We start from the raw sequence: 25,241 nt of genomic DNA on the forward strand, positions 1-25,241 counted from the left end.
GTCGGCGCCCCGTTACCGCTTGCGGCCAATCGTGTTTGCGTCCTGGAACGTATTCGGCACCAGCGTGCGGGCGTCGGTTTGCTGAACATGGCAGGCGGTGCAGAAATAGCGCCGCGGGGTCACGTCCGAGAGCACCTGTCCGTCCCGGTCCTGGAAATGGGTGATGCTGATCATCGGGGCGCCGGAGCCCTCGGTGAACTCCCGCTTGTGGCAATCCATGCAGCGGTTGGTGTTCAGCGTCAGCTGATAGCCGTCGATCGAATGCGGAATGATCGGCGGCTGTTCCGGGTAGTTCCGCATGCGCCTGACGTCGTCGACGATCGGACGGTCGAGCGGCGGCACGTTGACGGCGCCCATCGGCGGCGCCGCGCCGGTCAGGCGCGGCACGATGTTGATCCGGCCGCTCTCCTGCGAGAGCGCGCCGAAGCAGAGGACGACGAGAGCTGCCAGGGCAGTTCCAAGGACGGTCCAGGAGCGCACCAGGCTCAGACCGCTACGATCTTGACCGCGCATTTCTTGAAATCCGTCTGTTTGGAGATGGGATCCGTCGCGTCGAGAGTGGTCTTGTTGATGAGCTGGCTGGCGTCGAACCATGGCACGAAGACGACGCCCTGGGGCATGCGGTTGCGCCCGCGCGTCTCGACCCGGGTCTGCATCTCGCCGCGGCGGGAGATCAGCCGGATCTCCGCCCCCTGGTTGAGCCCGCGCTTGCGGGCATCGTCCGGGTGCATGAAGCAGCGAGCGCCGGGGAAAGCCTTGAAGAGCTCCGGCACGCGCATCGTCATCGAGCCGGAATGCCAGTGCTCGAGCACCCGTCCGGTCACCAGCCAGAGATCATATTCGTTGTCCGGCGATTCCGCCGGCGGCTCGTAGGGCACGGCGATGATCCGCGCCTTGCCATCGGGGTTGCCGTAGAACTCGAAACCCTTGCCCGGCTTCACATAGGGGTCGAGGCCTTCGCGATAGCGCCAGAGAGTTTCCTTGCCGTTGACCACCGGCCAGCGCAGCCCGCGGACCTCGTGATAGGTGTCGAACGGCGCCAGGTCATGGCCGTGACCGCGGCCGAAGCTGGCATATTCCTCGAACAGTCCCTTCTGGACGTAGAAGCCGAAATGCTTGGCCTCCAGATTGCCATAGGCGGGGTCGACCTCACTTGCAGCGAAGCTGTCGACATGCCCATTCCTGAACAGCACATCGAACAGCGTCTTGCCGCGATAGTTGGGATTGGCATCGAGAAGGGCGGCCGGCCAGACCTCGTCGGTGGTGAAGCGCTTCGAGAATTCGACCATTTGCCAGAGGTCGGAACGGGCCTCCCCGGGCGCCTTGACGAGTTGGTGCCAGAAATGGGTGCGCCGCTCGGCATTGCCATAGGCACCTTCCTTCTCGACCCACATGGCGGCGGGCAGGATCAGGTCGGCGGCCATGGCCGTCACGGTCGGGTAGGCGTCGGAAACGACGATGAAATTCTCTGGATTGCGATAGCCCGGGTAGGTTTCCCCGGCACTGTTCGGCGCCGCCTGCAGGTTGTTGTTGACCTGGATCCAGTAGAAATTGAGCTTGCCGTCCTTGAGCATGCGATCCTGCTCGACCGCGTGATAGCCGGGCTTTTCCGGGATCGTGCCGGCCGGAATCCGCCAGATCTCCTCGGCGTGCTTGCGGTGCTCGGGATTCACCACAGTCATGTCGGCGGGCAGACGATGGGCGAAGGTGCCGACCTCGCGTGCCGTGCCGCAGGCGGAAGGCTGCCCGGTCAGTGAGAAGGGGCTGTTGCCGGGCTCCGAGATCTTTCCGGTCAACAGATGCAGGTTGTAGACGAGCTGGTTCGCCCAGACGCCGCGGACATGCTGGTTGAAGCCCATCGTCCAGAACGAGACGACCTTGCGCTTCGGGTCGGCATAGAGCTCTGCCAGCTCTTGCAGGAAGCCGGGCTCCACCCCCGTCAGCGCCGAGACTTTCTCGAGGGTGTAGTCCTTGACGAAGGCGGCATAGGCTTCGAAGTCGATCGGCGAGGTCGCGCCGACATCTTCGGCCTTCTTCGCCTTGACCTCGCGCGGATCGTCGGGCCGCAGGCCATAGCCAATATCAGTCGCGCCCTTGACGAAGTTCGTGTGCTTCTGGACGAAGTCCTTGTTCACGCGGCCGGTCGTGATGATGTGGTTGGCGATGTAATTGAGGATCGCCAGATCGGTGCCGGGCTTGAAGACAATCGGGATATCGGCGAGGTCGGCGCTTCGGTTGGTAAAGGTCGAGAGCACCGCAACCTTGACATGGGGGTGGCCGAGCCTGCGGTCGGCGACGCGCGTCCACAGGATCGGGTGCATCTCCGCCATATTCGAGCCCCAGAGCACGAAGGCATCTGTGGCCTCGAAATCGTCATAGCAGCCCATCGGCTCGTCCATGCCGAAGGTCCGCATGAAGGCGTAGGCGGCAGAAGCCATGCAGTGGCGCGCATTCGGGTCGAGATTGTTCGAGCGGAAGCCGGCGCGCATCAGCTTGGTCGCGGCATAGCCCTCCCAGATCGTCCACTGGCCGGAGCCGAACATGCCGAGCGCGGTCGGCCCTTTGTCCTTCAGGACCTGCTTGGCCTTGGCGGCCATGACGTCGAAGGCCTCGTCCCAGGAAACCGGCGTGAACTCGCCGTCCTTGGCGTAGACGCCGCCCTTCTTGCGCAGCAGAGGCTGCGTCAGCCGGTCCGCGCCGTACATGATCTTCGAGAGGAAATAGCCCTTCACGCAGTTCAGGCCGCGATTGACCTCGGCCTTCATGTCGCCATGGGTGGCGATGACCTTGCCTTCCTTGACGCCGACCATCACGCCGCACCCCGTGCCGCAGAAGCGGCAGGGCGCCTTCGACCAGGTGATCTCCAGCGTGTCGACGCCGCCGGCGACAGGCTGTGCTTCGGCGGGGAGACTCATATTGGCGGCGGCAGCGGCGATGCCCGCCGCCTGCGCCTTCAGCATCTCGCGACGGGATAGGGTCATGATCCAGCTCCAGTGTCGTCGAGGGCGATGATCTGTTCGAAGACGAAGTTTGCCGAAAGCACGCCGTCCATCAGTGCGATGCCGGTGAGCCTGCTACCCATCTCGCCGGTGCTCTCGGCTTCCATCACGATGACGATCTTGCCGTTCTCGACACGATGAACCTCGGTGCCGGGCAGGGCCTTGATCTGGCGCACGACCGCGTCGCAATGCTCCGGGAAGGCGGTGACGACGGCGCTGGAAATATGGATGGTGCGGGCCGCTTGGGCTTCAGGCATGGGCTGCCTCCGCCGCCGTGGGGCGCGTTCCGATGGCGGCGGCCGGGCAGGCCGCGATGCAGGCACCGCAGCCGGTGCACTGTGTGGTTGCCAGTACAGGCAGGGCAGGGCCGCCAAGGCGCGGTCGGAAACGGATCGCCGCTTCCGGACAGGCATCGCCGCAGCTCTGGCAAACGATGCCGCGTGCGGCAAAGCATGTGTCCCCGATCACGGCAACGTGCTGGAATCCAGGTCGCCCGCGATCGAAGACCGGCTCCGGGCAGGCTGCGGCGCAGGCGCCGCAGAAGCTGCATTCGCCGGAGCTGAAATCGATCTCCGGCCTCTGCCGGGCATCGAGCCTGATGATCGCTTGCGGGCAGGCGCTGACGCAGGCGCCGCATCCCGTGCAGGCGCTCGCGATTGTCTCTTCGAGGGACCAGGGTGGACGAATGACGTCCGGTTCCGAGGGAAGAAGCCCCTTCAGGAACCCACGTCTGCCGAGATCGATCCCGTGCTCTGCCATGGCCGGGCCCTCACCGTGGTGGGCCGGGCGGTCCGAAGACCAATTGCAGCATCCAGACCAGGAAACCATAGCCGCCGACGACGCCGACCGCGATGACCGGCCAGATCAGGATCGCCAGGACGATGAAGGCAAGGAACTCCTGCCGTCGCGTTGCAGGCCTGAATGTGGCCCCAGTTTCAGCCTTGGCACCATCGGACATCACGGTGACAGCTCCCGCGACTATGATTGGGCGCTGGTACCAACGTACCGGCCCACCGGATACCTTACATTCCTTCTAGGGAAGCTAGCGCCGCCTGTCGGCTCTTGTCGAGTTGTTTCATGCGGTCGATGGACCGCGCCGCACGCATGGATGGACGAAACCGGCGTTCTTCGCTCAGCTGCGATAGGCCGGCTCTTCGAGATCGAGGGTGCGCCTGATCGAGGCGAGGTGAAGCCTTGCCGATTCCGCGTCGCCTTCGCGCATCTGGCGACAGGCGGCTTCGGCGATCGCGGGCGCAACGGGCAGGACCTTGCGCCCGGTCGAGAGCGCCAGCGTCTGCACCTCGCAGGCGCGCTCGAGATAGTAGAGATCGTCCCAGGCCTCGGCGATCGTCGGAGCAAGCACCATCACGCCGTGGTGCTTCATGAAGACGATGTCGGCGTCGCCGATGGCGCCGGCAATGCGGTCGCCCTCGCTCTCGTCGAGCGCAAGCCCATTGTAATCGCGGTCTACGGCGGTCCGGCCGTAGAATTTCAGCGAGGTCTGGCCGGCGAAGATCAGCGGCTCGCCCTCCGTCATCGAGAGCGCGGTCGCGTAGGGCATATGGGTATGGAAGGCGACCCTGGCGCGGGGGAGCGCCTTGTGGATGCGGGCATGGATGTAGAAGGCCGTCGCCTCGGGCTGTCCCTCGCCAGCGACGACGTTGCCGTGGAAATCGCAGATCAGCAGCTTCGAGGCCGTCAACTCGCGGAAGGCCCAGCCATAGGGGTTGACGATGAAGAGGTCGTCATAGCCCGGCACCAGCGCCGAGAAATGGTTGCAGATGCCTTCCTCCAGCCCATGGCGCCGCCATGCGGAAGCAGGCGGCGAGATCGGCGCGCGCCTCCCAGACGGCGTCGGCGTCGAGGGCGGGCTGGTTCGGGCCGGGCTCCCTGAAGGGGGCGGTAGAGCCGGGTGTGAGGGAGTGGGCCATGGGGGAGCTCCGGATCGGCAAGCGGCAGGTGCGACGGGTGTTGGTCAGGCAGGGCGCAGGCGCTGCCGCGTGATTGCGGCATGGAAGCGTGCGCCATGGATGAGGCCGGCGTCGTCGAAGTCGTAGCAAGGATTGTGCAAGGGCGCCGAGGGGCCATTGCCGACGAAGGCGAAGCAGCCCGGCACATGGTCGAGGAAACGGGCGAAATCCTCCGAGCCGGTCATCGGCTCGCGCGCGGTGGCGACATTCTCCGCGCCGAACACGCCTCTCGCGGCCGTCAGGGCTTCTGCCGCCAGCGCCTCGTCATTCACCAGCGGCACGAATTCGCGCGTATAGGTCACCTCGGCCGAGACGTTATAGGCGAGCGCCGTTCCGTCCGTGATGATGCGCATCTGCTTCTCGATCTCGGCGCTGACCTCCGGCCGGAAGCTGCGGGCATCGCCGAGGATGCGGGCGAGGCCAGGCAGGGCGTTGCGCGTGCCGTCTGTGATGAGTTCGGTCACCGAGACGACGCCGATATCGGTCGGGCTGAGCCGCCGCGACACGATGGTCTGGAAGCTGGTGACGAGCGCGCAGGCGGCGATCAGGACCTCATTGCCGACATGCGGACGCGCCGCATGGCCACCGATGCCCTTGAGCACGATCTCGAAATTGTCCTCCGCCGACATGATCGAGCCGGCGCGTGTCTGGAACTGACCGACCGGCAATTCCGGCGCATTGTGCAGCCCATAGATCTCCTCGAAGGGAAAGCGCTCCATCAGCCCGTCGGAGAGCATGGCGAGCGCGCCTCTGCCCCATTCCTCGGCAGGCTGGAAGAGGAAGCGCACGGTACCGTCGAAGCCGCCCTCGCTCGCCAGCAGCTTTGCCGCACCAAGCAGCATGGCGGTATGCCCGTCATGGCCGCACGCATGCATGGTGCCGGGCGTTTGCGAGCGATGGGCGTGCTCGGCCTGCTCGCTGATGCGCAGCGCGTCCATATCCGCCCGAAGCGCGATGGCGCGGTTGCCGCTGCCGCGCTTCAGCGTGCCGACGACACCGGTGCCCCCGATGCCCTCGGCCACATCGTCGAGGCCGAACTCCCTGAGCTTGGCCGCGACGAAGGCGGAGGTTCGCTTCTCCTCGAAGCCGAATTCGGGATGGGCGTGCAGGTCACGCCGCCACCCCGTCATCTCGCGTTCGAGGGCGTTCGGGTCGAGCGTGGTCATGTCTCTCTCCACCATCGTGAAGCCGGGGGGCGGCCGCCGGGCGAACTGGCCTGGCGATCAGTCATGCGTCTCGCCGTCATAGAGCGTGGCGCGCATCGAGGGGCGTTCCGAGAAGGAGCTATACCAGTGGGCCAGCCGTGGCCGGCCAGGCTCGAAGGCGGGCAGCGCGCGGAATTCCAGCCATGAAAGGGCGGTCGCAAGCGCGATATGGCCGACATGGAGTGGCGCGTCGAAATCCGCCTCGCGTTCGAGAAAATCGTAGGATTCGACGAGTTTCGCCGTCATTCCCTCCGCCAGGGGCGCATACCGCAGGGCCTCGGGGCGGCGTACGGTTTCCCAGCGCAGCGCAATGCCAGCGTCGCACAGTCCCTGGGCGAGCGCCTGCACGCGAAGCGCGGACCATCTTGCCCGCCCACCCTGCGGAATGAGCCGGCTGCCGCCGTCGAGGCTCGCGAGATAGTCGCAGATCACGATCGAATCGAAGATCGCCTCGCCATCGGGGAGGACGAGGACGGGAACCTTGCCGAGCGGGTTGACCGCGAAGACGTCGTCGTTCCGGTTGGTCGGGCTCGTCTCCTGGTGGACGACGCGCAGCTGTCCGGCGAGACCCGCTTTATGGGCAAAGACCAGGACCTTGCGCGCATAGGGCGAATGAGTCTGGTAGATCAGGTCCATCGTTCGCGTCAGCTCGGATGCCGTACTCATTTGCGTGCCTTGCCAAACGGGATGATGAACCGGACTCGTCGAGAGCGCAGTCATGGTCTGCCTCCAACGGGCGCGCTTTGCGGCGCTGCGAGGGATGCGAAACTCATGTGCGCAACCGCGGAGCGCTGGCTGCGACGCCGATGAGCAGCGTCGCGACGACCAGGAAGGCAATGGGCAGGCTCGCGACTTGGGCGATGGCACCGATTGCCGCGGGGCCGACAAGGATGCCGGCATAGCCCAGTGTCGAGATCGCGGGCACGGCGATATGCTCGGGCATCGCGTTCTGTCTGCCGATCGCCGTGTAGAGAACCGGCACGATATTCGAGCAGCCCGCCCCGACGAGCGCAAAGCCGGCGAGGCCTGCCAGCCAGGATGGTGCAAGCGTTGCGAGCACGAGACCTGCCGCTGCGCAGAGGCCGCCCCAGACGATGATGCGCTGGGGGCCGAGGCGGTGCACGAAGCGGTCGCCGGTCAGCCGGCCGATCGTCATGGTGCTGGCGAAAGCCGCATAGCCAAGTCCCGCATAAGCGGCATCGACCCGGCGCAGATCGGTCAGGAAGACGGCACTCCAGTCGAGCATGGCGCCCTCGGCCAGGAAGACGACGAAGCAGAGCACGCCGATGAAGAGCACGATGCCGTGCGGAATGGCGAAGGCCGGGCCTTCGCCCTTGCCGGCATAGGGCAGGAGCCCCGAGGCCGCCCAGGCCATCGCGGCAAGGAGGATCGCGACGACGACGAGCGTGGCGAGGAGCGGCGTCGCACCCAGCATCAGGAGCCCGCTGGCCCCGGCCGCTCCGGCGATGCCGCCGAGACTGAAGAGACCGTGAAAGCCGGACATCATGCTGCGCCCGCTGGCTCGCTCGACGATCACGGCCTGGATGTTGATGACGCAATCCAGCGAACCGATTCCGGCTCCGAAGACGAACAGTGCCAGGCCGAGCAGCGGCAGGTGCGCGGCGGTCGCGAGAGCCGGGAGCATGAAAGCGACGAGCAGCACCGCGCTAATCAGCACGCGGCGGCAACCGAACCGCGAAGCCAGCGCGCCCGATAGCGGCATGGCCAGGATCGAGCCGGCGCCGAGGCAGAGCAGCAGCAATCCGAGCGCGCCATCGTCGAGAGCCATGCGCAGCTTGGCATAGGGCACCAGGGGTGCCCATGCGGCGATGCCGAGCCCGGCAACGAAGAAGGCGATGCGGGTCGCGGCCTGCTCCGCCCGTCCCGGCGCCTTTCGGGCCTCGATGGCGATGCGCGCGTTCATCGTCGCATTACTGGGCGGCTCGTGCCGGCAGGCCGGTCAGTTCGGCATAGCGTTCGGGATCGGTCGCGCCCTCGGTATTGATGACGAGAACGCGGGAGGTCGCGTCGAGGCCAAGCTGCTTCCTGACCGTGGGATCAGCCGCAACCCGGATGACGCCGGCCAGGCCGACACCACCGCTTTCGCCGGAGACGATGGCGGGGTCCTTGCCAGCGGGCCGCGCCAGCCGGTTCATCACCGCGATGGCATCCTCGTCCTCGACGGTCATGAAGCCGTCGGCGACGCGAGACAGGACACGCCAGGCGATAGGCGAGGGCTCGTAGCATTCGAGCATCGCCATCACGGTCGGTTCGCCATGAACGACCTTGACCGGATGGCCGGCCTTCGCCGTCTCGAAGATGCAGGCCGCGCGCGCAGGGTCGACCACCACAAAGACGGGACGCTGGTCGCCGAGCGCATTGGCGAGATAGCCCGCAGCCGCAGCGGCAATGCCGCCGACGCCTGCCTGCACGAAGACATGCGTGGGCGGCTCGGCGAGTTCACGCAGTGCTTCGCGGATGATCACCGTATAGCCCTGCATCACCAGCCCGGGGATGCGTTCATAGCCTGGCCAGGAAGTATCGGAGACGACTGTCCAGCCCTCCTTCTCCGCGACGCGGGCGGCTTCCGTGACCGAGTCGTCATAGGTGCCCTCGACCCGGATCATCGTCGCGCCGAAGCGTGCGATCGCCGCGACACGTTCGTCGCTGACTCGGGCATGCACGAAGATCGCGGCCATCGCCCCGGTGAGCTGGGCGCCCTGTGCGACCGAACGGCCGTGATTGCCGTCAGTGGCGCAGGCGACCGTCATCCCCGCCGCTACGGCCCGGACCTCGGGGCTGTTCAGCTCGGCGATATCGACTGGCCGCCCGAGCTTCCTGCTCGCCTCCTCCAGCACCAGCCGGAAGACGGCATAGGCGCCGCCAAGTGCCTTGAAGCTGCCAAGGCCGAGGCGATGGCCTTCGTCCTTGACGTGGATCGCACGGACCCCGAGCTCGGCGGCCATGGCTGGCAGGGCATGCAGCGGTGTCTCGACGTGGTTCTCGCGATAGCTCAGATGGCGCTCGACCTCGGCGGCCGCGGCGATGCTCAGGGTCTCGGCATCGATCGGATCGAGCGCCTTGCGACGGTCGGGGTGGTGGTTGGGAAGAAACATCGCCGCTCCTGCGCGCTGGTACAACGAATGGATATTGCAATCATGGCGAAAAGACCGCTGTGTTTGGTCCCCTGAAATGCAAGTTTGTTTCGTTGGGCGCTCCTCTTGACCCGATCCCCTTCGCCAGCAGTCACGCTGGACAATTTCGACCTCGCGATCCTGCGCATCCTGCAGCGCGACAACACGACGCCGCAGCGTGTGATCGGCGAAGCGGTCAACCTGTCCGCGCCCGCCGTCCAGCGCCGGATCAAGCGCATGGAGGAGACGGGTGTCATCCAGGCCAATGTCGCGCTCGTCGATCCTACCCGGCTCGGACAGGCGATCACCATCTTCGTCGAGGTGGAGCTGGAAAGCGAGCGTGCCGACCTGATCGACGCCGCCAAGCAGGAATTCACCGCAGCACCTGAGGTGCAGCAATGTTACTACGTCACTGGCGAAGCGGATTTTGTGCTCGTCATCCTGGTGCCGAGCATGGCGGCCTATGAGGCGCTGACGCGCCGGCTCTTCTTCGGCAACAACAATGTCAGGAAGTTCCGCACCTTCGTCGCGATGGACCGCGTCAAGGTCGGGCTCGCGGTTCCGCTGCCGGAATAGTCTGCGGCAGACTCCGCTTGCCGAACGCCGCCATCCCGGATTTGGTGGGCCCTCCAGGGATCGATCGTGGGCGCAGCATGGTTTCGACGAGGCGCCGCAAGGCCGAGGGCGGGGACGGGGACCGGGAGGTGCTCAACCTTGCGGGTTACCTGCCCTATTTCCTGACGACGATCTCGAACACCTGGTCGCGCAGTTCGTCCCGCCTCTATCTCGATCTGTTCGGCGTCGGCGTCACGGAATGGCGCATCATCTCGCAGCTCGCGATCGAGCCTTGTATCGTGGCGCAGCGCATCTGCGAGGTCATCAGCCTCGACAAGGGGGCGGTCAGCCGCGCCGTGGCGGCGCTGGTTTGGGCCGGTCATGTCCGCGAACATGCGGATAGCCGCGATGCGCGCCGGCAGGTTCTGCAGCTGACGCAGAGTGGCTACGAGCTGCATGACCGCCTGATCGCGGTTGCCCTCCAGCGCGAGAACCTGATCCTGGCCGATTTCTCCGCCGAGGAGATTGCCGGGCTGACCGCCCTGTTGCGGCGGATCCATGCGCGGCTGCCCGAGCTGCGCGAATTTTCGCCTGATGATGTCACCGAGGCGGCGGCTGCGCGTCGTTGACAGGGGGGCGGCGGCAAGACTACCTGCGGCCAGGCAGGAGACCTCATGTCCAATTTTACCTTCGCGCCTCTCGCCATTCCTGGTCCCGTACTGGTCCGGCCGCGACGTTTCGGCGACGACCGCGGCTACTTCATGGAAACCTATAGCCGCGAGCCTTTCGCGGCAGCTGGGATCGCGCCGGATTTCGTTCAGGACAACCAGTCGCGTTCGGCGCAGGTCGGCACCGTTCGGGGCCTGCATTATCAGACTGCGCCCGCTGCCCAGGCCAAGCTCGTGCGCGTGCTCAAGGGCGCGATCTTCGACGTCGCTGTCGACCTCCGGCGCGGCTCGCCGCATTACGGGCGCTGGTGCGGGGTGCTGCTCAATGCGGACGGTGCCGAGCAACTCTTCGTGCCGCACGGCTTTGCCCATGGTTTCTGCACGCTCGAACCCGGCACCGAGGTCGCCTACAAGGTCGACGCGCCCTATGCGCCGCAGAGCGAGGGCGGCTTGTTCTGGGCCGATCCGGCGCTTGCCATCGACTGGCCAGTGGTAGCCGGGGCCGCGACACTGTCCGAGAAGGACGCGAAGCTGCCCGGTTTTACCGGTTTTGCCAGCCCCTTCGTCTATGAGGGCGCCTGAATGACGCGGTTTCTCATCACCGGCGGCGCCGGTTTCATCGGCTCGGCTGTGGTCCGGCACCTTGTCGCCGAGACGCCGCATCAGGTGCTGGTCGTCGACAAGCTGACCTATGCCGGCAATCTCGACAATCTGAAGCCGGTCGAGACCACTCCGCGCTACGCCTTCCTGCAGGCGGATATCGGAGATCTCGCCGCCATGCGCGAGGCCTTTGCGTCATTTCGGCCCGATATCGTGATGCACCTTGCGGCGGAAAGCCATGTCGACCGTTCGATCGATGGGCCGGGCGCCTTCATCCAGACCAATGTCGTCGGAACCTTCGTGTTGCTCCAGGCGGCGCTCGACCATTGGCGAGCCCTGCCGCAGGACGCGAAGGCCAGCTTTCGTTTCCACCATGTCTCGACCGACGAGGTCTTCGGCTCGCTTGGCGCGGAAGGTCTGTTCAGCGAGACGACACCCTATCAGCCGACCTCGCCCTATTCTGCGTCGAAGGCCGCTTCCGACCATCTCGTGCGTGCCTGGCACCACACCTATGGGCTGCCTGTCGTGCTCTCCAACTGCTCGAACAATTACGGGCCCTATCACTTCCCGGAGAAGCTGATCCCGCTCGTCATCCTGAACGCGCTTGAGGGCAAGGAATTGCCGGTTTACGGCGATGGCGGTCAGGTACGCGACTGGCTCCATGTCGAGGATCATGCACGCGCGCTTTGCCTGATCGCGGTAACCGGACGCCCCGGCGAGAGCTATAATGTCGGCGGCAATGCTGAGCGCACCAATCTCGATGTGGTGCGCGCGATCTGCGGCCTGGTCGACAGCCTCGCCCCCGACACCGCTATCGGCCCGCGCGACACCCTGATCCGGTTTGTCGCCGACCGGCCCGGCCATGACCGTCGCTATGCGATCGACGCTTCAAAGATCGCCCGCGAGCTCAGCTGGAGCCCGCAGGAGAGCTTTGAGAGCGGGCTGGAGAAGACCGTTCGCTGGTATCTCGCCAATCCGGATTGGTGGGGCCGCATCCGCAACGGGCTTTATCGCGGCGAGAGGCTCGGCCTCTCGTGAATGAAGCGCCGATCCTGCTTTTTGGCGCCGGCGGTCAGCTTGGCCGCGAGTTGACGGCGCTGGCGCATGAGCGTGGCGTTCCGCTCGTCGGGCTGGCGCGGGCTGACGGCGACATCACGGACCGTGCGGCTGTGGCAAGGGCCTTGAAGACCCATCGCCCCGGCCTCGTGGTCAATGCTGCGGCCTTTACGGCGGTGGACCGGGCCGAGAGCGAGACGGTCGCCGCCTTCTCCGCCAATGCGGAAGGGCCCGCCATTCTTGCCGAGGCGACGGCCGAAGCCCGCATTCCGCTCCTCCATGTTTCGACGGACTACGTCTTCGACGGCAGCAAACCCGGGCCTTATGTCGAGAGCGACCCCGTCGCGCCGCTCGGTGCCTATGGTGCGAGCAAGAGCGAAGGAGAGGTCTGCATCCGGGCCCTGCAGCCGCACCATGTCATCCTGCGCACCGCCTGGGTCTACGGCGTCCATGGCGCAAACTTCCTGAAGACCATGCTGCGGCTTGCCGCAGAACGCGATGTCCTGCGCGTTGTCGCCGACCAACGCGGTTCTCCAACCGCGACACGCGACCTTGCCGAGGCGATCCTCGCCGTCCGCGCTGCGCTGATGGCCGGCGCCGAGCCCTGGGGCACCTACCATGTTGCCGGGCAGGGCGAGACGACCTGGCATGGCTTCGCCAGCGCCATCATTGCCGAGCAGGCCCGTTTCACCGGGCGGAGCCCGATCGTGGACGCGATCACGACTGCGGAATTCCCGACACCGGCGCGCCGTCCTGCCAATTCGGTGCTTGATTCCGCCCGGTTCGCCGCGATCTTTGGCTATCGCGCAAAGCCGTGGCAGGAACGCATGCGGGAGGTCGTGGCCACGTTGATGGCGCAGAGGGTACCATGAAGGGCAGCTGGCTGAACTGGCGAAGCTGACGGGCAAATCGAGCTACGGGCGGTATCTGGCAAAACTGCTCTGATCGCGGGCCTTCCTGCTCATGAGGATATGGAAATCGTTATGACCTGGTCGGCACGGCAGTACACGAAATTCGAGGATGAGCGGACCCGCCCGGTTCGCGATCTGCTTGCCCAGGTCCCGACGGACGCCGTGGCAAGCGCGGTCGATATCGGTTGCGGTCCCGGCAACTCGACCGAGCTTCTGCTGGCGCGTTTCCCCGACGCCGCGATCAGCGGGATGGATAGCTCTTCCGACATGATCGCGGCCGCCCGCAGGCGCCTGCCGGCGATCCCGTTCGAGGTTGCCGATATCGCCTCATGGCAGCCGGCCGCCCCCTATGACGTGATCCTGTCGAACGCCGTGCTGCAATGGCTGCCCGATCACGAAGTCCTGATGCCATCACTCATGGCCAAGCTTGCGCCGGGCGGCACGCTCGCCGTGCAGATGCCGGATAATCTCGACGAACCGGCCCATGTGCTGATGCGTGAGGTTGCCGCTGACGGGACCTGGGCCGGCAAGCTCGCCCCAGCGCTGCAGACGCGCGCGGCGCGCCATGGCGCTGACTGGTATTATCGGGCGCTGCGCGGCGGCACGACAAGGCTCGATATCTGGCGCACGACCTATCATCATCCACTCGCGGGCGGGGCTTCGGCGGTGGTCGAGTGGTTCAAGGGCGCCGCCTTGCGTCCGCTGCTCGATCTGCTCGACGAGGCCGAGCGCGAAGCCTTCCTCGCACGCTATCAGGGTCTCATTGCGCAGGCTTACCCCGCGATGCCGGATGGCACCGTGCTGCTGCCCTTCCCGCGGCTGTTCATCGTCGCGACACGCTAAAGCATCGGCCCGAAAAGTGGATTGCGGTTTTCGGGCAAGCCGATGCACTCACAGATGGTTAGATCACGTTTTCTGCATTTGGATAAAAGTGTCCAAATGCAGAAAACGTGATCGATTCTAATGGTTTAGAGCATGCTCTATGCGAAAACCGTTGCCATATTTCGCAGAATGCTCTGAGGCGCGAACGGCCCCTTACGCGTAGCGCATCGCAACTGCGCTGTGCATCCGCCGCAGCGCGGCGATGTCCAGTCCGGGCACGGCACCGTCGACAACCCGCCAACGCCCCGCGACCATGACACGATCGGCCCGGTTCGCGCCGCACAGCACCAGCGCTGCGACGGGATCATGCGCGCCGGAGAAGCGCAGCTCGTCGAGCCGGTACAGTGCCAGATCCGCCTGCATGCCGGGCGCGATCCGCCCGATATCGGAGCGCCCGAGGCATCGTGCCGAGCCTTCCGTCGCCCAGCGGATCACGTCGCGCGCAGTCACGGCGCTGGCACTCTTGTAGTGCAACCGGTTGATCAGCAGGGCGTGGCGCAGCTCTTCCATCAGGTTCGAGCCGTCATTGGAGGCTGAGCCGTCGACGCCGAGGCCGAGCGGCGAGCCGGCGGCCTCGAGTTCGCGTGTCCGGCAGAAACCGGAGGCGAGCACGCCGTTCGAGGTCGGGCAATGGCAGATGCCGACGCCGGCCCGGCCCAGCCGCTCGCATTCCTCGCAGGAGAAATGGATGCCATGCGCCAGCCAGGTCTTCGGCCGCATCCAGCCGGCATCCTCCAGAAGGTCGAGCGGGCGCTTGCCGTAGACCTGGAGGCAATAGGCCTCCTCATCCTGCGTCTCGGCGAGATGGGTGTGCAGCGGAGCATCGAAGCGCGCGGCGAGTTCAGCCGATTTCGCCATCAGCGCAGGCGTCACCGAGAAGGGAGAGCAGGGCGCCAGCGCGATCTGGATCATGCTGCCTGGCTTTGGATCATGGAACAGCGAGAGCACGCGCTCACTGTCGGCCAGGATCGTCTCCTCGTCCTGCACCACAGCATCCGGCGGCAGCCCACCATCCTTCTGCGACAGATTCATCGAGCCGCGCGAGACAGTCATGCGGATGCCGAGCGCGCGCGCCTCGTCGACCGCGATATCGACCGCGCTCTCCAGCCCTTTGGGGAAGAGATAATGGTGATCTGCCGCTGTGGTACAGCCGGAGAGCAGCAATTCGGTGAGTGCGACCCGCACTGCGAGCCTGAGATCGTCGGGCGTCAGCCGGGCCCAGAGCGGGTAGAGCGCCTTCAACCAGGGAAAGAGCTCACGGTCGATCGCGGCCGGATGGGCGCGTGTCAGCGTCTGGTAGAAATGGTGATGCGTGTTGATCAGCCCGGGCAGCACGACATGATCGGAGGCATCGAATGTCTCGTCGACCGGCTGTGCCGGAGCGCTGCCGGCGGCCAGCAGTTCGACGATGGCGCCATGCTCGACCACCACGCCGCCGCCGGCGTCCGCGGCGACGATGCCGAGCGGGTTCCTGATCCAGAGGCGCATGGCCGCTCCTTGCGAACGAGGCGTGGACGTCGCTCTTCAGTAGTGGAAGGCGGCAGAGGCGAGGAATAGACCGAACGTCTTCCGGCACATCAAGGGGGCGGGCGCAGACGGCCTATGTCGGCTTTCGACAGGCGAAGGGCAGGAATGTGCTCGAGAGTCCTCCGTTGAGGGACATCAGAACAAGGATATTAGCCAGCTCAAGCTCCTTTCCGCTGCGTGGGCAGACGTCTGCCTGCGCCGTGCAGTTGGTCGCAAGGAAGGCATCGTGCCGGGCGAGGAATTCGTCGCTCAGTCCTGTCTTTCCCCGCTTGGCGATGGCCGCACCATAGGCCTCCTTGTACCGAACGCATTTCTGCGTGGTCCAATCGACGTCGCGTTGGGCCTGCGCCGCGGCCTTGGGAGCTGCGCCCATGATCGTGGCCGACAAGGCGATCGCGGTCGCAGCTCGTCTTGAAAGAGAAGGCTTCATCGCATTCATGATTCCGAGATTCCCTGCCCAGGTCGATGACCTTGGGGGGGCAATTGGGGCGTTCCTGCGGCGTCGGATTCATGATGCCTTGGTACAGTCAATGCCAGGCGGCCGGCGTCGGCACGTGCGGACGAGAAGTCGGCGGCGCGCCGCGCTTCTCCTTGACGCCGCTGTCTTGATCCGCCATCGCTCCGGCGCATTCTGAACGGAGACCGACGATGAGCCTGACCGATCTCGCCGCCACCATCGATGCCGCCTGGGAAAACCGGGCAGAGATCGGCGTCAGCACCAAAGGGGCGGTGCGCGATGCCGTCGAGCAGGCCATCGAGATGATCGATTCCGGCCAGGCCCGCGTTGCCGAAAAACTGGGCGGCGAATGGGTGACGCATCAGTGGCTCAAGAAGGCCGTGCTGCTCTCCTTCCGTCTCAACGACAACAAGATCATCGCAGGGGGCCCGGGCGAGGGGGTGTTCTGGGACAAGGTTCCCTCGAAATTCGAGGGCTGGGGCGAGAATCGCTTCCGCGCCGCCGGTTTCCGCGTCGTGCCGCCGGCCGCCGTGCGCCGCGGCGCCTTCATCGCGCCGAACGTCGTGCTGATGCCGTCATATGTGAATATCGGCGCCTATGTCGATTCAGGCACCATGGTCGACACCTGGGCGACCGTCGGCTCCTGCGCGCAGATCGGCAAGAACGTGCACCTGTCTGGCGGCGTCGGCATCGGCGGTGTGCTTGAGCCGCTTCAGGCCAACCCGACCATCATCGAGGACAACTGCTTCGTCGGTGCCCGCTCCGAGGTGGTCGAGGGCGTGATCGTGGGCGAGGGTTCGGTGATCTCGATGGGCGTCTTCATCTCGGCCTCGACCAAGATCATCGATCGCGCCACCGGTCAGGTCCATATCGGCAAGGTGCCGCCCTATTCGGTGGTGGTGTCCGGGTCGCTTCCCGGCAAGCCGCTGAATGATGGAACGCCGGGCCCCTCGCTCTACTGCGCCGTGATCGTCAAGACGGTCGATGCCCAGACCCGCGCCAAGACCGGAATCAACGAGCTGCTGCGGGACTGATACGCGCTGAGACCCCGGCAGAGGCATAGCGCAGCCGGGGTCCTCGTCAGCGGTAACGAATGGATCCCGGGCCTCGCTCTGGCTGCCCGGGATGACGTCGCCTCAAGGGTGTGCTTCAGCCCACGGGCGAGGGTGCTTCGCCGGCCGTCGGGGTTGCTGTCGCGCCGGGCGTCGAAGGATGTTCGACCGCCCCAGGTGAAGCCGAGATCGCGTCGCGCAGGGCTTGTTCGCGGGTGTGGTCGAGCGATGTCTTCAGCACCACGCCACCCGTGCCCTTGATCGCTTCCAGCACCTTGTCGCCGGTCATCTTGCGGATCAGCAGGAAGAGCGCGGCGTTGCCCGGCTGCAGGCTGGTCGAGAGTTCCTTCATGAAACCGTCATTGACACCGTAATCGGTCAACGCACCACCGAGTGCGCCGGACGCCGCGCCGATTGCAGCGCCGAACACCGGCATCAGGAAGATCGCGCCGATCAGCAGGCCCCAGAAGCTGCCCGAGACCGCCCCGAGCGCGGTGGTGTTCATGAGCTGGTTCAGTTTGATCTTGCCGCCCTCATGCATGACCGCGATCGCCGCGTCGCCGAGCTCGATCAGGTATTCCTTCTGCAGGGAGATGACTTTCTGGCGCATCTCCTCGGCCTTGGCCTCGGTCGGGTATACGATGACGACGAGATCGGACATGGGGCTCTCCTTTGGCGGGCAAACTCAACCTGCCGCGCGGCTGTGACAGAGTTGCGGCAATGCGAGATTGCGCTCCGGTTTAGCCTGCCGGCAACCCCGCCGGTTTGATGCTCGTCAAACGCGGACGAGGATGCTTGTCCCGCCCTATTCGCCTGCGATTTCCTTCGCAGCCTCGATGGCGCGGCCGCGCAGCGGCATTTCCTTCATCCTGAACAGGAAGAACAGGGCCAGTGCAAAGCCCGCGAACGTCGCTGCGAAGACATATTGGAACAGCATGATCATGGTGGCGCGGTCCGCCGTTCCGCTCCGTAGGGTCTCGGCCGTAACACCCGAGCCTGCCCCGATGCCGCCGAGGACGATCGCTCCGAATACGGCGACGATCAGCGCCCCGCCGATCTGGCGAAAGAAGTTCGCCGTCGCCGTCGTCGTGCCGAGCTGGTGCGGCTGGACGGCATTCTGGATCGAGACGGTGGCGACCGGCAGCAAGGTGCCGAAGCCGAGGCTGATTACCGCCAGCACGATACCGAAGGGGATGAGCGACATCCGGCCGGCGAAGGCGATCAGCAATGCGGTACCGATCAGGGCGATGCAAAGTCCTGCAACCGGTACGCGCTTGTAGTGCTTGAGGAGGGTCATTGCCCGTCCCGATGCGGTCGCGCCGATGACGGTGCCGCAGGTCAGCGGGATCAATCCCATGCCGGAATTGGCGGCCGAGAGCCCGGCGACCGTCTCGAAATAGAGCGGCAGATAGATGGTGAGCCCGATGAAGGTGCCCATGCCGAAGCCGGCGGCGATCGTGCCCATCCGCACCACCGGATTGGCCAGGATCGCGAGCGGGATCAGCGGCTCCTCTGCGGTCTTGAGACGCATGGCGAATGCGATCCAGAGCAGTGCCGACAGGCCGACCAGCCCGAGGATCGGCGCCGAGGCCCATGGATAATGCACGCCACCCCAGGAGAGCGCGAGCAGCAGCGTCACCGTTGCGCTCGTCATCAGCCCGGCGCCGAGGAAATCGAGTTTGTGCGGTCGCTCATGCCGCGGCAGGCGCTTCAGCGCCTTGTCGGTCATCAGGTAGGCGAAGAGCCCGAGCGGCAGGTTGATCCAGAAGATCACCGACCAATGCAGCGCCTCGGAGATCACCCCGCCGAGCACCGGTCCGAGCAGCGAGGAGGAGAAGAAGACGCTGGCGATATAGACCTGATATTTGCCGCGCTCCTTCGGCGGCACCATGTCGCCGATGATGGTCTGCGCCATCGAGATCAGCCCGCCGCCACCGAGCCCCTGGACGAAGCGCGCCACCACCAACAGCCAGAGGGACGATGCCAGTGCGCAGGCAACCGAGCCGACGATGAAGATCACGATGCCGGCGAGCAGCGTTACCCGCCGCCCATGGATGTCGGCGACCTTGCCGTAGAGCGGCGTCACCGCGGTCGAAGCCAGCAGATAGGAGGTCACGACCCAGGGCAGATGCGTAACGTCGCCGAGCTCGCGCCCGATCGTCGGCATGGCGGTGGCGACAATAGTCTGGTCCAGCGCGGCCAGGAACATGGCGAGCATGATGCCAATGATGATGGAGCGGATATCCGCTTCCGACAGAGCCGGCTTCTGCTCATCGGTCTCGACACGCTTGTCCATCGATCTGCAACGCCTGCCCTGTGTTTGGGGAATGGCGAACTGTAGGATTCCATTGGTCCATGCGCCAGCGGCGCGCGCGCAAGGCAGGGCTGTGAACCAGGGCGGTCACGGATTTGTGTCGTGCCGATTGCGCATAGAGAATAGGCAATGAGGTGGGCATGACCTGCGGCTGGCCTGGGACGTTGACCGCAACGGCGCTGTTCACACGGTGATGAAGGTCAAGCCGGGAGGCGACGCTGAGCGGTCGCGCAGCAGAAGCGGATTGCCCCTGCCAATCGGCCGCAAGCTCCGGCCGCCTGGCGTGCATGACGGTCATTCCAGCCAGGCCCGGCCGGTGACGGTGACAAGCGCGTGACGCCCGCCTATCGTAATATCCATGCTGCCATAGCGCCAAACATTCCGTCAGGTGGAGCTGGACGAGCCGCTCGCGAGGGCGATGCGCGCTGGCCGGGTTCGCCGCCAATCACGGTCGCCAGCTTCAGGGGCTGCGGCCGCCTCGCTGCCGTTCCCCGGACATCGCCTGTTCAGGGACGAGCATTACTCCCCCCAAAGCCCAGCCGCCGGAGACCGCACCATGTCGCATGCCCTGCAATTCTACATCGATGGCCAATGGGTCCAGCCGATGGGCAACAAGACCCTCGAGGTCATCGACCCCTCGACCGAGGAGGCCTTTGCCACCATCGCGCTCGGCACCGAGGCCGACGTCGACAAGGCGGTCGCTGCTGCACGCGCCGCCTTCCCGGCCTTTGCCGCGACGTCGAAGGCGGAACGCCTCGCCCTGATGCGCCGCCTGCTCGAGGCCTACAAGGCGCGCTATGCCGATATCGCGGACGCGCTGTCGCAGGAGATGGGTGCGCCGAAGGATCTGGCGCATCGTGCACAGGCCGGAATGGGCACCGCGCATCTCGCCAAGATGATCGAGACGCTCGAGAGCTTCGAGTTCGAGGAGCTGCGCGGCACGACGCTGATCGCCAAGGAGCCGATCGGCGTCGTCGGCATGATCACGCCCTGGAACTGGCCGCTGAACCAGATCATGTGCAAGGTCGCGCCGGCTCTCGCGGCGGGCTGCACCATGGTGCTGAAGCCAAGCGAGATCGCCCCGATGAACGCGATCATCTTCGCGGAGGTCATGCACGAGGCGGGCGTGCCGAAGGGCGTGTTCAATCTCGTCAATGGCGATGGCCCGACGGTCGGCGAGGCGATTTCGCGCCATCCGCAGGTCGATATGGTCTCGTTCACCGGCTCGACCCGCGCCGGCATTCTGGTCGCCAAGGCGGCAGCCGACACCGTCAAGCGCGTGCATCAGGAACTCGGCGGCAAGTCGGCGAACATCATCCTCGACGATGCCGATCTGAGCTATGCGGTGAAGCTCGGCGTCGAGAGCGTGATGCGCAACAGCGGCCAGTCTTGCAACGCGCCGACCCGGATGTTCGTGCCGGCGGAGCTGCATGACAAGGCGGTCGCAATCGCCAAGGCAACGGCCGAGCCGCTCAAGGTCGGCGCTGCTTCGGCGGAAGGCACCTGGCTCGGGCCGGTCGTCAGCGAGACGCAGTACAACAAGATCCAGGCACTGATCGAGGCCGGCATCAAGGATGGCGCCGATCTCGTCACCGGCGGTCCGGGTCGCCCCGAGGGGCTCAATCGCGGCTATTTCGTCCGCCCGACCGTGTTCGCCAATGTCACGGACGACATGACGATCGCGCGCGAAGAGATCTTTGGGCCGGTGCTCTCGATTCTGCCCTATCGGACGGAAGAGGAGGTCGTCACCCGCGCCAATGACACGCCTTACGGGCTTGCGTCCTATGTCCAGTCCGGTTCGCTGGAACGTGCCCGCAAGGTCGCGGCGCAGATGCGCAGCGGCAATGTCTACATCAACTACCCGGCCTGGGATGCTGGCGCCCCCTTCGGTGGCTACAAGCAATCGGGCAATGGCCGTGAATATGCCGATTTCGGCCTCGAGGAATTCCTCGAGATCAAGGGCACGGTCGGCTACGCCACGGCCTGATCCGGGCGGCTTGCCGCATCCCTTCCGGTTGAGGGGATGCGGTGAAGCCAAGATGGTGGATGCGGATCGAGATCGTGTCTCGATCCCGGCAGTCGGACGACGCGGGTCTCGGCTTGCATCTGGTCGTACAGGGGCGGCTTCGGCGTCCAAGCCTCTGTGAGAGTTGCCCCGGCGAGCCCCTGTTTGCCAAAAGGGGCGTGTGCATCACTGCGCACGCCCTTTCTCGTCTCTGCGCGGCATGGAAGGCGCATTCCGCTCCCGCTGTTGAGGCCGTGCACCAATGATCCTGAGATGGCGCGCAATCGACGCGCCTCCGCAAGCAGCCGGGCAGTGAAGCGCTCGTTGGCATATGCTCTGCGGTCTTGACCCAGGGCCAACCAGTCGGGAGCGGCGTGCTGCGCTTTGGGAGAGGTTCTCGAAGATCTGCTTAGGGTGGGCTGGTTAGTAAAGGTGCCGCCGCTGAGCGCTTTCCAGGAAGTCGGTCAGACCCCGCCACTCCCGAGCATGGCGATCATGGCGACGCTTCAGTGGTAAATTTATGCGCCGTATGCAGGTTTATCTACGCTATAAGATCACCGAGAGTGCGAAATAACATCACAATTCGCGGTTGATATATTTTCGTCGGAGAACGTGCCGTAATTGTGCGTGTCGATTATTTATCAGGATTCGAAATATTCCGGGCGCCGGACGCTTTCGACTCGATGCGGCCATGTGATGTGAATGGCTGTTCAAATTCCCGAATGAAATAGGTTACTAATTTCTTGACAATTTTATGAATTCCCTTGCGGAATGCATTCGCTATTGGGCGTTGAAGACCCAGGGGGGCGCATGCGGCCGCTACGAAGTTATCCTCGTGCCATCACGGGGCTGGCGGCCTTGTCGACGGTGAGTTGGTTTGCGCTTGGCGTGACGCCGTCACTGGCTCAAACAGCATGGCAAGGCGCTTCTCCCGACTGGCATACAGCGTCGAACTGGTCGCTGGGGGCCGTTCCAACTGGCGCTACGACAGTGACCATCGGCTCTGGCTCGCTGATTGCGCCGTCCATTACTGCTGCCGGGGCGTCCGCAAACCTGCTGCACATTGGCGCGATCGGCATGACATCATCGCTGACGGTGTCGCCCGGCGGCTCGCTCACCGCGGCCGCAACGACCGTCGCAAACCTCGCCGGAGAGGTGGGATCGGCCAACCTGATCGGCGGGGCCTGGTCCGGCGACTACCTCTATGCCGGCTACAGGGGCCAGGGCAGCTTCGCCGCTTCGGGCGGTGCGGCGGCAAATTTTGCGGCTTTCGTGACGACCGGCTCCTTCGCCGGCTCTGCCGGAACGATCACGCTCTCGGGAGCAGGGACCACCTGGTATAATGGCAACGGCCATATCGTCGGCGAATCCGGGCAAGGCACCTATCAGGTTCTCGCCGGCGCCAAGGCCGATGACCGTGCGATCACCGCCGGCTACAACGCGACGGGTGTGGGCGCGGTCACCGTCAGCGGCGCTACCTGGAATATCCGCGGCACGTTGATGGGTGGCTACGCGGGACGCGGCGATATCGTTATCTCCAATGGCAGTTCGGCTGCGGTAACGGTCAATACGAATTTCGGCGAGTTTGCGTCCGGCCGGGGTTCGCTCACCATCGATGGCGCCGGCACAAAGCTGAAGGTCGGGGGCTATTCGGTCTTTGGCATGAGCGGCCAGGGCAGTGGCCTCGTCTCGAACGGAGCTGTTGTCCAGACGAACCAGGGCATCCTCGCCTGGCAAGCTGGCTCTCGCGGCGATTTGAGAGTGACGGGCGCGAATTCCCAGTGGCTCGGCACCACCTACCTGATGGTCGGGAATCTCGGCGTCGCCGAAGCAACGATCGACAATGGCGGCACCGTGCGTATCGATGACGGCCGCGGCATGCTTGTCATCGCCAACAGTGCCGGCTCGACCGGGACCGTCAATATCGGTGCAGCGGCAGGAGCAGTCGCCCGCGCTCCCGGCTTCATCGAGGTGGCGGAAATCCGCCTCGGACGCGGCTCCGGGCGGCTCGTGTTCAACCATACCGCTTCGAATTATACGGTTGGCGCAACGATTACCGGCACTGGAGCGATCCTGCATGAAAGCGGGACCACGACCCTGAGCGGCATAAACACCTTCCGTGGGACGACGACGGTGAACGGCGGTTCGTTGATCGTGAACGGATCGCTAGCGGCCTCTTCGGGGCTGACCGTTGCGGCGGGTGCGCGGCTCGGCGGGTCCGGTCAGTTGCCCTCGACGGTGGTGAACGGCACGCTGGCGCCGGGCAATTCGCCGGGAACGCTGACGGTCAACGGCACCCTGACAATGGGCGCGGGCTCGGTCTATGAGGCCGAGATCCAGGGCGCGGTCGCAGACCGGGTCAATGTCACGGGCACCGCGAGCCTCGCAGGGACGCTCAGGTTGGTGGCACTTGGCGGCCCCTATTCCTTCACGACGCGCTATACGCTGCTCTCGGCGCAAGGCGGGCTCGGCGGGACGCGCTTCGGCACGCTCGATTCGACCGGCCCCTTCGGAGCCGGCATCGCCACCAGCCTGGCCTATACCGCAAACGACGTGATGCTGACCCTTGCGCCAAAGCCGCTGGCCGGCTTCGTCGCATCGCTCTTGAACGCCTTTTCGGTTGCCGCAGGCCTCGATCGGGCGGTGGCGGGCGGAGCCGATCCGTCGGCGCTGTTCGGCATCTACAACCTGCCGGCCGCAGCAATCCCCGGGGCGGTGAACCAGCTTTCGGGCGAGGCGCATACCGCAGCGCCGGCAATGGCGGTCTCGGCCGCCGACCAGTTCCTGCGTGCGATGCTCGATCCCTTCGCGGCGGGCCGCGGCAGCGCGGGGGCTGCTCCCGGCGAAGCCTCCTTCTCCGGCCTCGTCCGCAAGGGCGCCGACGCACCGACCGCGCCGGCTTTCCTCGATCCGCCGCCATACACCGTCTGGGGCGCAGCCTTCGGCTCGGTCGGCCGCACCGACGGATCGACCAGGGTCGGCTCGGCCAAGAGCGATCTCGACGATGCCCATCTCGCCGTCGGCGCCGATTTTCGGATCATGCCCGGCACGGTTGCGGGCTTTGCGGTCTCCGGCGGCAGCGCCCGGTCCTCGCTCGCCGGCGGTCTCGGCAAGGCCGAGGCCGATGTCTTCCAGGCCGGCCTCTACGGCACGACCCGGCTCGGGCCGGTCAATCTTGCCGCTGCCTTCGGCTATGGCCGGCTCGAGAACGAGATCAAGCGCAGTATCCCGGTGCTCGGCAGCGCATTGTCCTCGTCCTATGCCACCACCGCCTGGAGCGGCCGGCTGCAGGCGAGCGCCGCGGTGCTGTCATGGAACGGCCTGACGCTCTCGCCGCTGGCGGCGCTGCAGGCGATCCAGGCCCGCAGCCCGGGCCTGATCGAGGCGAACTGGGCCGGGGCCAATGCCGGCGCGCTGGCGCTCGCCCGGCGCAACGACATCACCTCGCGCAGCGAGCTTGGCCTGCAGCTCGATTATGCCAATAGCCTGAACGGGTTGCCAGTCGCCGGCTATCTCCGGGCGAGCTGGGCGCATTACTACCAGCGTGACGCCGGTCTCTCCGCCTCGATTGCCGGCCTGACCGGCTCAGGCTTCGCGGTCGAGGGGGCCAGGCCCGCCCGCAACAGCGCGCTGCTCGCCGCCGGGCTCGACCTCAGGCTCAGCCCCTCCGTCACGCTCGGCGCCCGGCTCGACGGCGAACTCTCCGGCTCCACCAACCGCCTCGGCGGCCAGGCCCAGGTCAGGGTCAGCTTCTAGATCATCGGACCGGATATCGTATCCAGTCCGATGATCTAACCCTTTGTCTTTGCATCGGCTTCCCCGAAAAATCCCAATCCACTTTTCGGGCCGATGCTAAGGCGCGGGCATTCCGGCCGCGTGCATGAGCTCGGTCGAATGACAGCCATC

General features: G+C 65.5%; 22 protein-coding genes and 1 pseudogene. 9 read left to right on the top strand and 14 right to left on the bottom strand.

The features are described 5' to 3' along the window. Positions 1 to 12: 12 nt before the first annotated feature. The 10 genes and pseudogenes from AC1DGP_RS25680 to AC1DGP_RS25725 form a co-directional block, all read right to left on the bottom strand. Entirely contained in the window at positions 13 to 513 is a 501-nt protein-coding gene (locus AC1DGP_RS25680; protein ID WP_441509139.1) for a nitrate reductase cytochrome c-type subunit, read from the bottom strand. Then, positions 486 to 2,981, bottom strand: coding sequence for a periplasmic nitrate reductase subunit alpha (napA, locus tag AC1DGP_RS25685; protein WP_441509138.1), 2,496 nt, complete (start codon positions 2,979 to 2,981; stop codon positions 486 to 488). The genes AC1DGP_RS25680 and napA overlap by 28 nt, the downstream gene beginning before the upstream one ends. Next, complete coding sequence (locus AC1DGP_RS25690; RefSeq protein WP_441509137.1) at positions 2,978 to 3,256, bottom strand: chaperone NapD; 279 nt, start codon at positions 3,254 to 3,256, stop codon at positions 2,978 to 2,980. The genes napA and AC1DGP_RS25690 overlap by 4 nt, the downstream gene beginning before the upstream one ends. Continuing rightward, positions 3,249 to 3,758: a ferredoxin-type protein NapF gene (napF, locus tag AC1DGP_RS25695; RefSeq protein ID WP_441509141.1), complete on the bottom strand. Its 510-nt coding sequence runs from the start codon at positions 3,756 to 3,758 to the stop codon at positions 3,249 to 3,251. The genes AC1DGP_RS25690 and napF overlap by 8 nt, the downstream gene beginning before the upstream one ends. A gap of 10 nt (positions 3,759 to 3,768) precedes the next feature. Next, complete coding sequence (gene napE, locus AC1DGP_RS25700; RefSeq protein ID WP_441507466.1) at positions 3,769 to 3,957, bottom strand: periplasmic nitrate reductase, NapE protein; 189 nt, start codon at positions 3,955 to 3,957, stop codon at positions 3,769 to 3,771. A gap of 174 nt (positions 3,958 to 4,131) precedes the next feature. Next, positions 4,132 to 4,930, bottom strand: a pseudogene (locus tag AC1DGP_RS25705) (aldolase). A 44-nt stretch (positions 4,931 to 4,974) separates the two neighbouring features. Continuing rightward, the gene (locus AC1DGP_RS25710) at positions 4,975 to 6,135 is read right to left on the bottom strand and encodes a M20 aminoacylase family protein (protein ID WP_441507468.1); all 1,161 of its coding nucleotides are present in this window, start codon (positions 6,133 to 6,135) and stop codon (positions 4,975 to 4,977) included. A 57-nt stretch (positions 6,136 to 6,192) separates the two neighbouring features. Next, positions 6,193 to 6,810 (bottom strand): glutathione S-transferase family protein, encoded by a 618-nt coding sequence (locus AC1DGP_RS25715; protein ID WP_476832659.1) that lies wholly within the window; start codon positions 6,808 to 6,810, stop codon positions 6,193 to 6,195. A 133-nt stretch (positions 6,811 to 6,943) separates the two neighbouring features. Further along, positions 6,944 to 8,098 (bottom strand): MFS transporter, encoded by a 1,155-nt coding sequence (locus AC1DGP_RS25720; protein ID WP_441507469.1) that lies wholly within the window; start codon positions 8,096 to 8,098, stop codon positions 6,944 to 6,946. Positions 8,099 to 8,105: 7 nt separating this feature from the next. Then, the gene (locus AC1DGP_RS25725; protein WP_441507470.1) at positions 8,106 to 9,290 is read right to left on the bottom strand and encodes a diaminopropionate ammonia-lyase; all 1,185 of its coding nucleotides are present in this window, start codon (positions 9,288 to 9,290) and stop codon (positions 8,106 to 8,108) included. A 105-nt stretch (positions 9,291 to 9,395) separates the two neighbouring features. On the opposite strand from AC1DGP_RS25725, the gene AC1DGP_RS25730 reads away from it, so the two are divergent. The 6 genes from AC1DGP_RS25730 (at position 9,396) to tam (ending at position 13,941) form a co-directional block, all read left to right on the top strand. Further along, positions 9,396 to 9,884 (top strand): Lrp/AsnC family transcriptional regulator, encoded by a 489-nt coding sequence (locus tag AC1DGP_RS25730; RefSeq protein ID WP_441507471.1) that lies wholly within the window; start codon positions 9,396 to 9,398, stop codon positions 9,882 to 9,884. A 77-nt stretch (positions 9,885 to 9,961) separates the two neighbouring features. Then, on the top strand, positions 9,962 to 10,492 hold the full coding sequence (locus AC1DGP_RS25735; protein ID WP_441507472.1) for a MarR family winged helix-turn-helix transcriptional regulator: 531 nt from the start codon (positions 9,962 to 9,964) through the stop codon (positions 10,490 to 10,492). 45 nt (positions 10,493 to 10,537) lie between these two features. Further along, a complete protein-coding gene (rfbC, locus tag AC1DGP_RS25740; RefSeq protein WP_441507473.1) occupies positions 10,538 to 11,113 on the top strand; it encodes a dTDP-4-dehydrorhamnose 3,5-epimerase in 576 nt (191 codons plus the stop codon). Further along, entirely contained in the window at positions 11,114 to 12,169 is a 1,056-nt protein-coding gene (rfbB, locus tag AC1DGP_RS25745) for a dTDP-glucose 4,6-dehydratase (RefSeq protein WP_441507474.1), read from the top strand. After that, entirely contained in the window at positions 12,166 to 13,059 is an 894-nt protein-coding gene (rfbD, locus tag AC1DGP_RS25750; protein ID WP_441507475.1) for a dTDP-4-dehydrorhamnose reductase, read from the top strand. The genes rfbB and rfbD overlap by 4 nt, the downstream gene beginning before the upstream one ends. A 111-nt stretch (positions 13,060 to 13,170) precedes the next feature. Next, the gene (tam, locus tag AC1DGP_RS25755) at positions 13,171 to 13,941 is read left to right on the top strand and encodes a trans-aconitate 2-methyltransferase (RefSeq protein ID WP_441507476.1); all 771 of its coding nucleotides are present in this window, start codon (positions 13,171 to 13,173) and stop codon (positions 13,939 to 13,941) included. Positions 13,942 to 14,133: 192 nt separating this feature from the next. Here tam and AC1DGP_RS25760 read toward each other — a convergent pair whose 3' ends face one another. Both AC1DGP_RS25760 and AC1DGP_RS25765 read right to left on the bottom strand, forming a co-directional pair. After that, positions 14,134 to 15,468 carry an 8-oxoguanine deaminase gene (locus AC1DGP_RS25760; RefSeq protein WP_441507477.1) on the bottom strand — a complete coding sequence of 445 codons (1,335 nt, stop codon included), beginning with the start codon at positions 15,466 to 15,468 and terminating at the stop codon, positions 14,134 to 14,136. Between the two features lie 112 nt (positions 15,469 to 15,580). Next, on the bottom strand, positions 15,581 to 15,937 hold the full coding sequence (locus AC1DGP_RS25765) for a hypothetical protein (RefSeq protein WP_441507478.1): 357 nt from the start codon (positions 15,935 to 15,937) through the stop codon (positions 15,581 to 15,583). A 218-nt stretch (positions 15,938 to 16,155) separates the two neighbouring features. On the opposite strand from AC1DGP_RS25765, the gene dapD reads away from it, so the two are divergent. Continuing rightward, complete coding sequence (dapD, locus tag AC1DGP_RS25770) at positions 16,156 to 16,998, top strand: 2,3,4,5-tetrahydropyridine-2,6-dicarboxylate N-succinyltransferase (RefSeq protein ID WP_043242272.1); 843 nt, start codon at positions 16,156 to 16,158, stop codon at positions 16,996 to 16,998. Between the two features lie 115 nt (positions 16,999 to 17,113). On the opposite strand, the gene AC1DGP_RS25775 is transcribed toward dapD, so the two are convergent. Both AC1DGP_RS25775 and AC1DGP_RS25780 read right to left on the bottom strand, forming a co-directional pair. Beyond that, positions 17,114 to 17,677, bottom strand: a complete 564-nt coding sequence (locus AC1DGP_RS25775) for a DUF1269 domain-containing protein (RefSeq protein WP_441490387.1) — start codon at positions 17,675 to 17,677, stop codon at positions 17,114 to 17,116. Between the two features lie 144 nt (positions 17,678 to 17,821). Then, the gene (locus tag AC1DGP_RS25780; protein ID WP_441490386.1) at positions 17,822 to 19,312 is read right to left on the bottom strand and encodes an MDR family MFS transporter; all 1,491 of its coding nucleotides are present in this window, start codon (positions 19,310 to 19,312) and stop codon (positions 17,822 to 17,824) included. Between the two features lie 574 nt (positions 19,313 to 19,886). On the opposite strand from AC1DGP_RS25780, the gene AC1DGP_RS25785 reads away from it, so the two are divergent. Next, positions 19,887 to 21,317, top strand: coding sequence for an aldehyde dehydrogenase family protein (locus AC1DGP_RS25785; protein ID WP_441490385.1), 1,431 nt, complete (start codon positions 19,887 to 19,889; stop codon positions 21,315 to 21,317). A gap of 1,008 nt (positions 21,318 to 22,325) precedes the next feature. Next, entirely contained in the window at positions 22,326 to 25,091 is a 2,766-nt protein-coding gene (locus AC1DGP_RS25790) for an autotransporter outer membrane beta-barrel domain-containing protein (protein ID WP_441507479.1), read from the top strand. The last annotated feature ends 150 nt before the right edge of the window (positions 25,092 to 25,241 follow it).

This window comes from Allobosea sp. 05T433, from assembly GCF_056396065.1.

Excerpts from the sequence above, each read along its gene's own strand:
- AC1DGP_RS25780 (WP_441490386.1), bottom strand. The coding sequence starts at position 19,312 with ATGGACAAGCGTGTCGAGACCGATGAGCAGAAGCCGGCTCTGTCGGAA.
- AC1DGP_RS25765 (WP_441507478.1), bottom strand. The coding sequence starts at position 15,937 with ATGAAGCCTTCTCTTTCAAGACGAGCTGCGACCGCGATCGCCTTGTCG.
- napF (WP_441509141.1), bottom strand. The coding sequence starts at position 3,758 with ATGGCAGAGCACGGGATCGATCTCGGCAGACGTGGGTTCCTGAAGGGG.
- AC1DGP_RS25690 (WP_441509137.1), bottom strand. The coding sequence starts at position 3,256 with ATGCCTGAAGCCCAAGCGGCCCGCACCATCCATATTTCCAGCGCCGTC.
- napE (WP_441507466.1), bottom strand. The coding sequence starts at position 3,957 with ATGTCCGATGGTGCCAAGGCTGAAACTGGGGCCACATTCAGGCCTGCA.
- AC1DGP_RS25725 (WP_441507470.1), bottom strand. The coding sequence starts at position 9,290 with ATGTTTCTTCCCAACCACCACCCCGACCGTCGCAAGGCGCTCGATCCG.
- AC1DGP_RS25785 (WP_441490385.1), top strand. The coding sequence starts at position 19,887 with ATGTCGCATGCCCTGCAATTCTACATCGATGGCCAATGGGTCCAGCCG.
- AC1DGP_RS25680 (WP_441509139.1), bottom strand. The coding sequence starts at position 513 with ATGCGCGGTCAAGATCGTAGCGGTCTGAGCCTGGTGCGCTCCTGGACC.
- tam (WP_441507476.1), top strand. The coding sequence starts at position 13,171 with ATGACCTGGTCGGCACGGCAGTACACGAAATTCGAGGATGAGCGGACC.
- AC1DGP_RS25760 (WP_441507477.1), bottom strand. The coding sequence starts at position 15,468 with ATGCGCCTCTGGATCAGGAACCCGCTCGGCATCGTCGCCGCGGACGCC.
- AC1DGP_RS25720 (WP_441507469.1), bottom strand. The coding sequence starts at position 8,098 with ATGAACGCGCGCATCGCCATCGAGGCCCGAAAGGCGCCGGGACGGGCG.
- rfbB (WP_441507474.1), top strand. The coding sequence starts at position 11,114 with ATGACGCGGTTTCTCATCACCGGCGGCGCCGGTTTCATCGGCTCGGCT.
- AC1DGP_RS25735 (WP_441507472.1), top strand. The coding sequence starts at position 9,962 with ATGGTTTCGACGAGGCGCCGCAAGGCCGAGGGCGGGGACGGGGACCGG.
- AC1DGP_RS25775 (WP_441490387.1), bottom strand. The coding sequence starts at position 17,677 with ATGTCCGATCTCGTCGTCATCGTATACCCGACCGAGGCCAAGGCCGAG.
- rfbC (WP_441507473.1), top strand. The coding sequence starts at position 10,538 with ATGTCCAATTTTACCTTCGCGCCTCTCGCCATTCCTGGTCCCGTACTG.
- AC1DGP_RS25715 (WP_476832659.1), bottom strand. The coding sequence starts at position 6,810 with ATGGACCTGATCTACCAGACTCATTCGCCCTATGCGCGCAAGGTCCTG.
- dapD (WP_043242272.1), top strand. The coding sequence starts at position 16,156 with ATGAGCCTGACCGATCTCGCCGCCACCATCGATGCCGCCTGGGAAAAC.
- AC1DGP_RS25710 (WP_441507468.1), bottom strand. The coding sequence starts at position 6,135 with ATGACCACGCTCGACCCGAACGCCCTCGAACGCGAGATGACGGGGTGG.
- napA (WP_441509138.1), bottom strand. The coding sequence starts at position 2,981 with ATGACCCTATCCCGTCGCGAGATGCTGAAGGCGCAGGCGGCGGGCATC.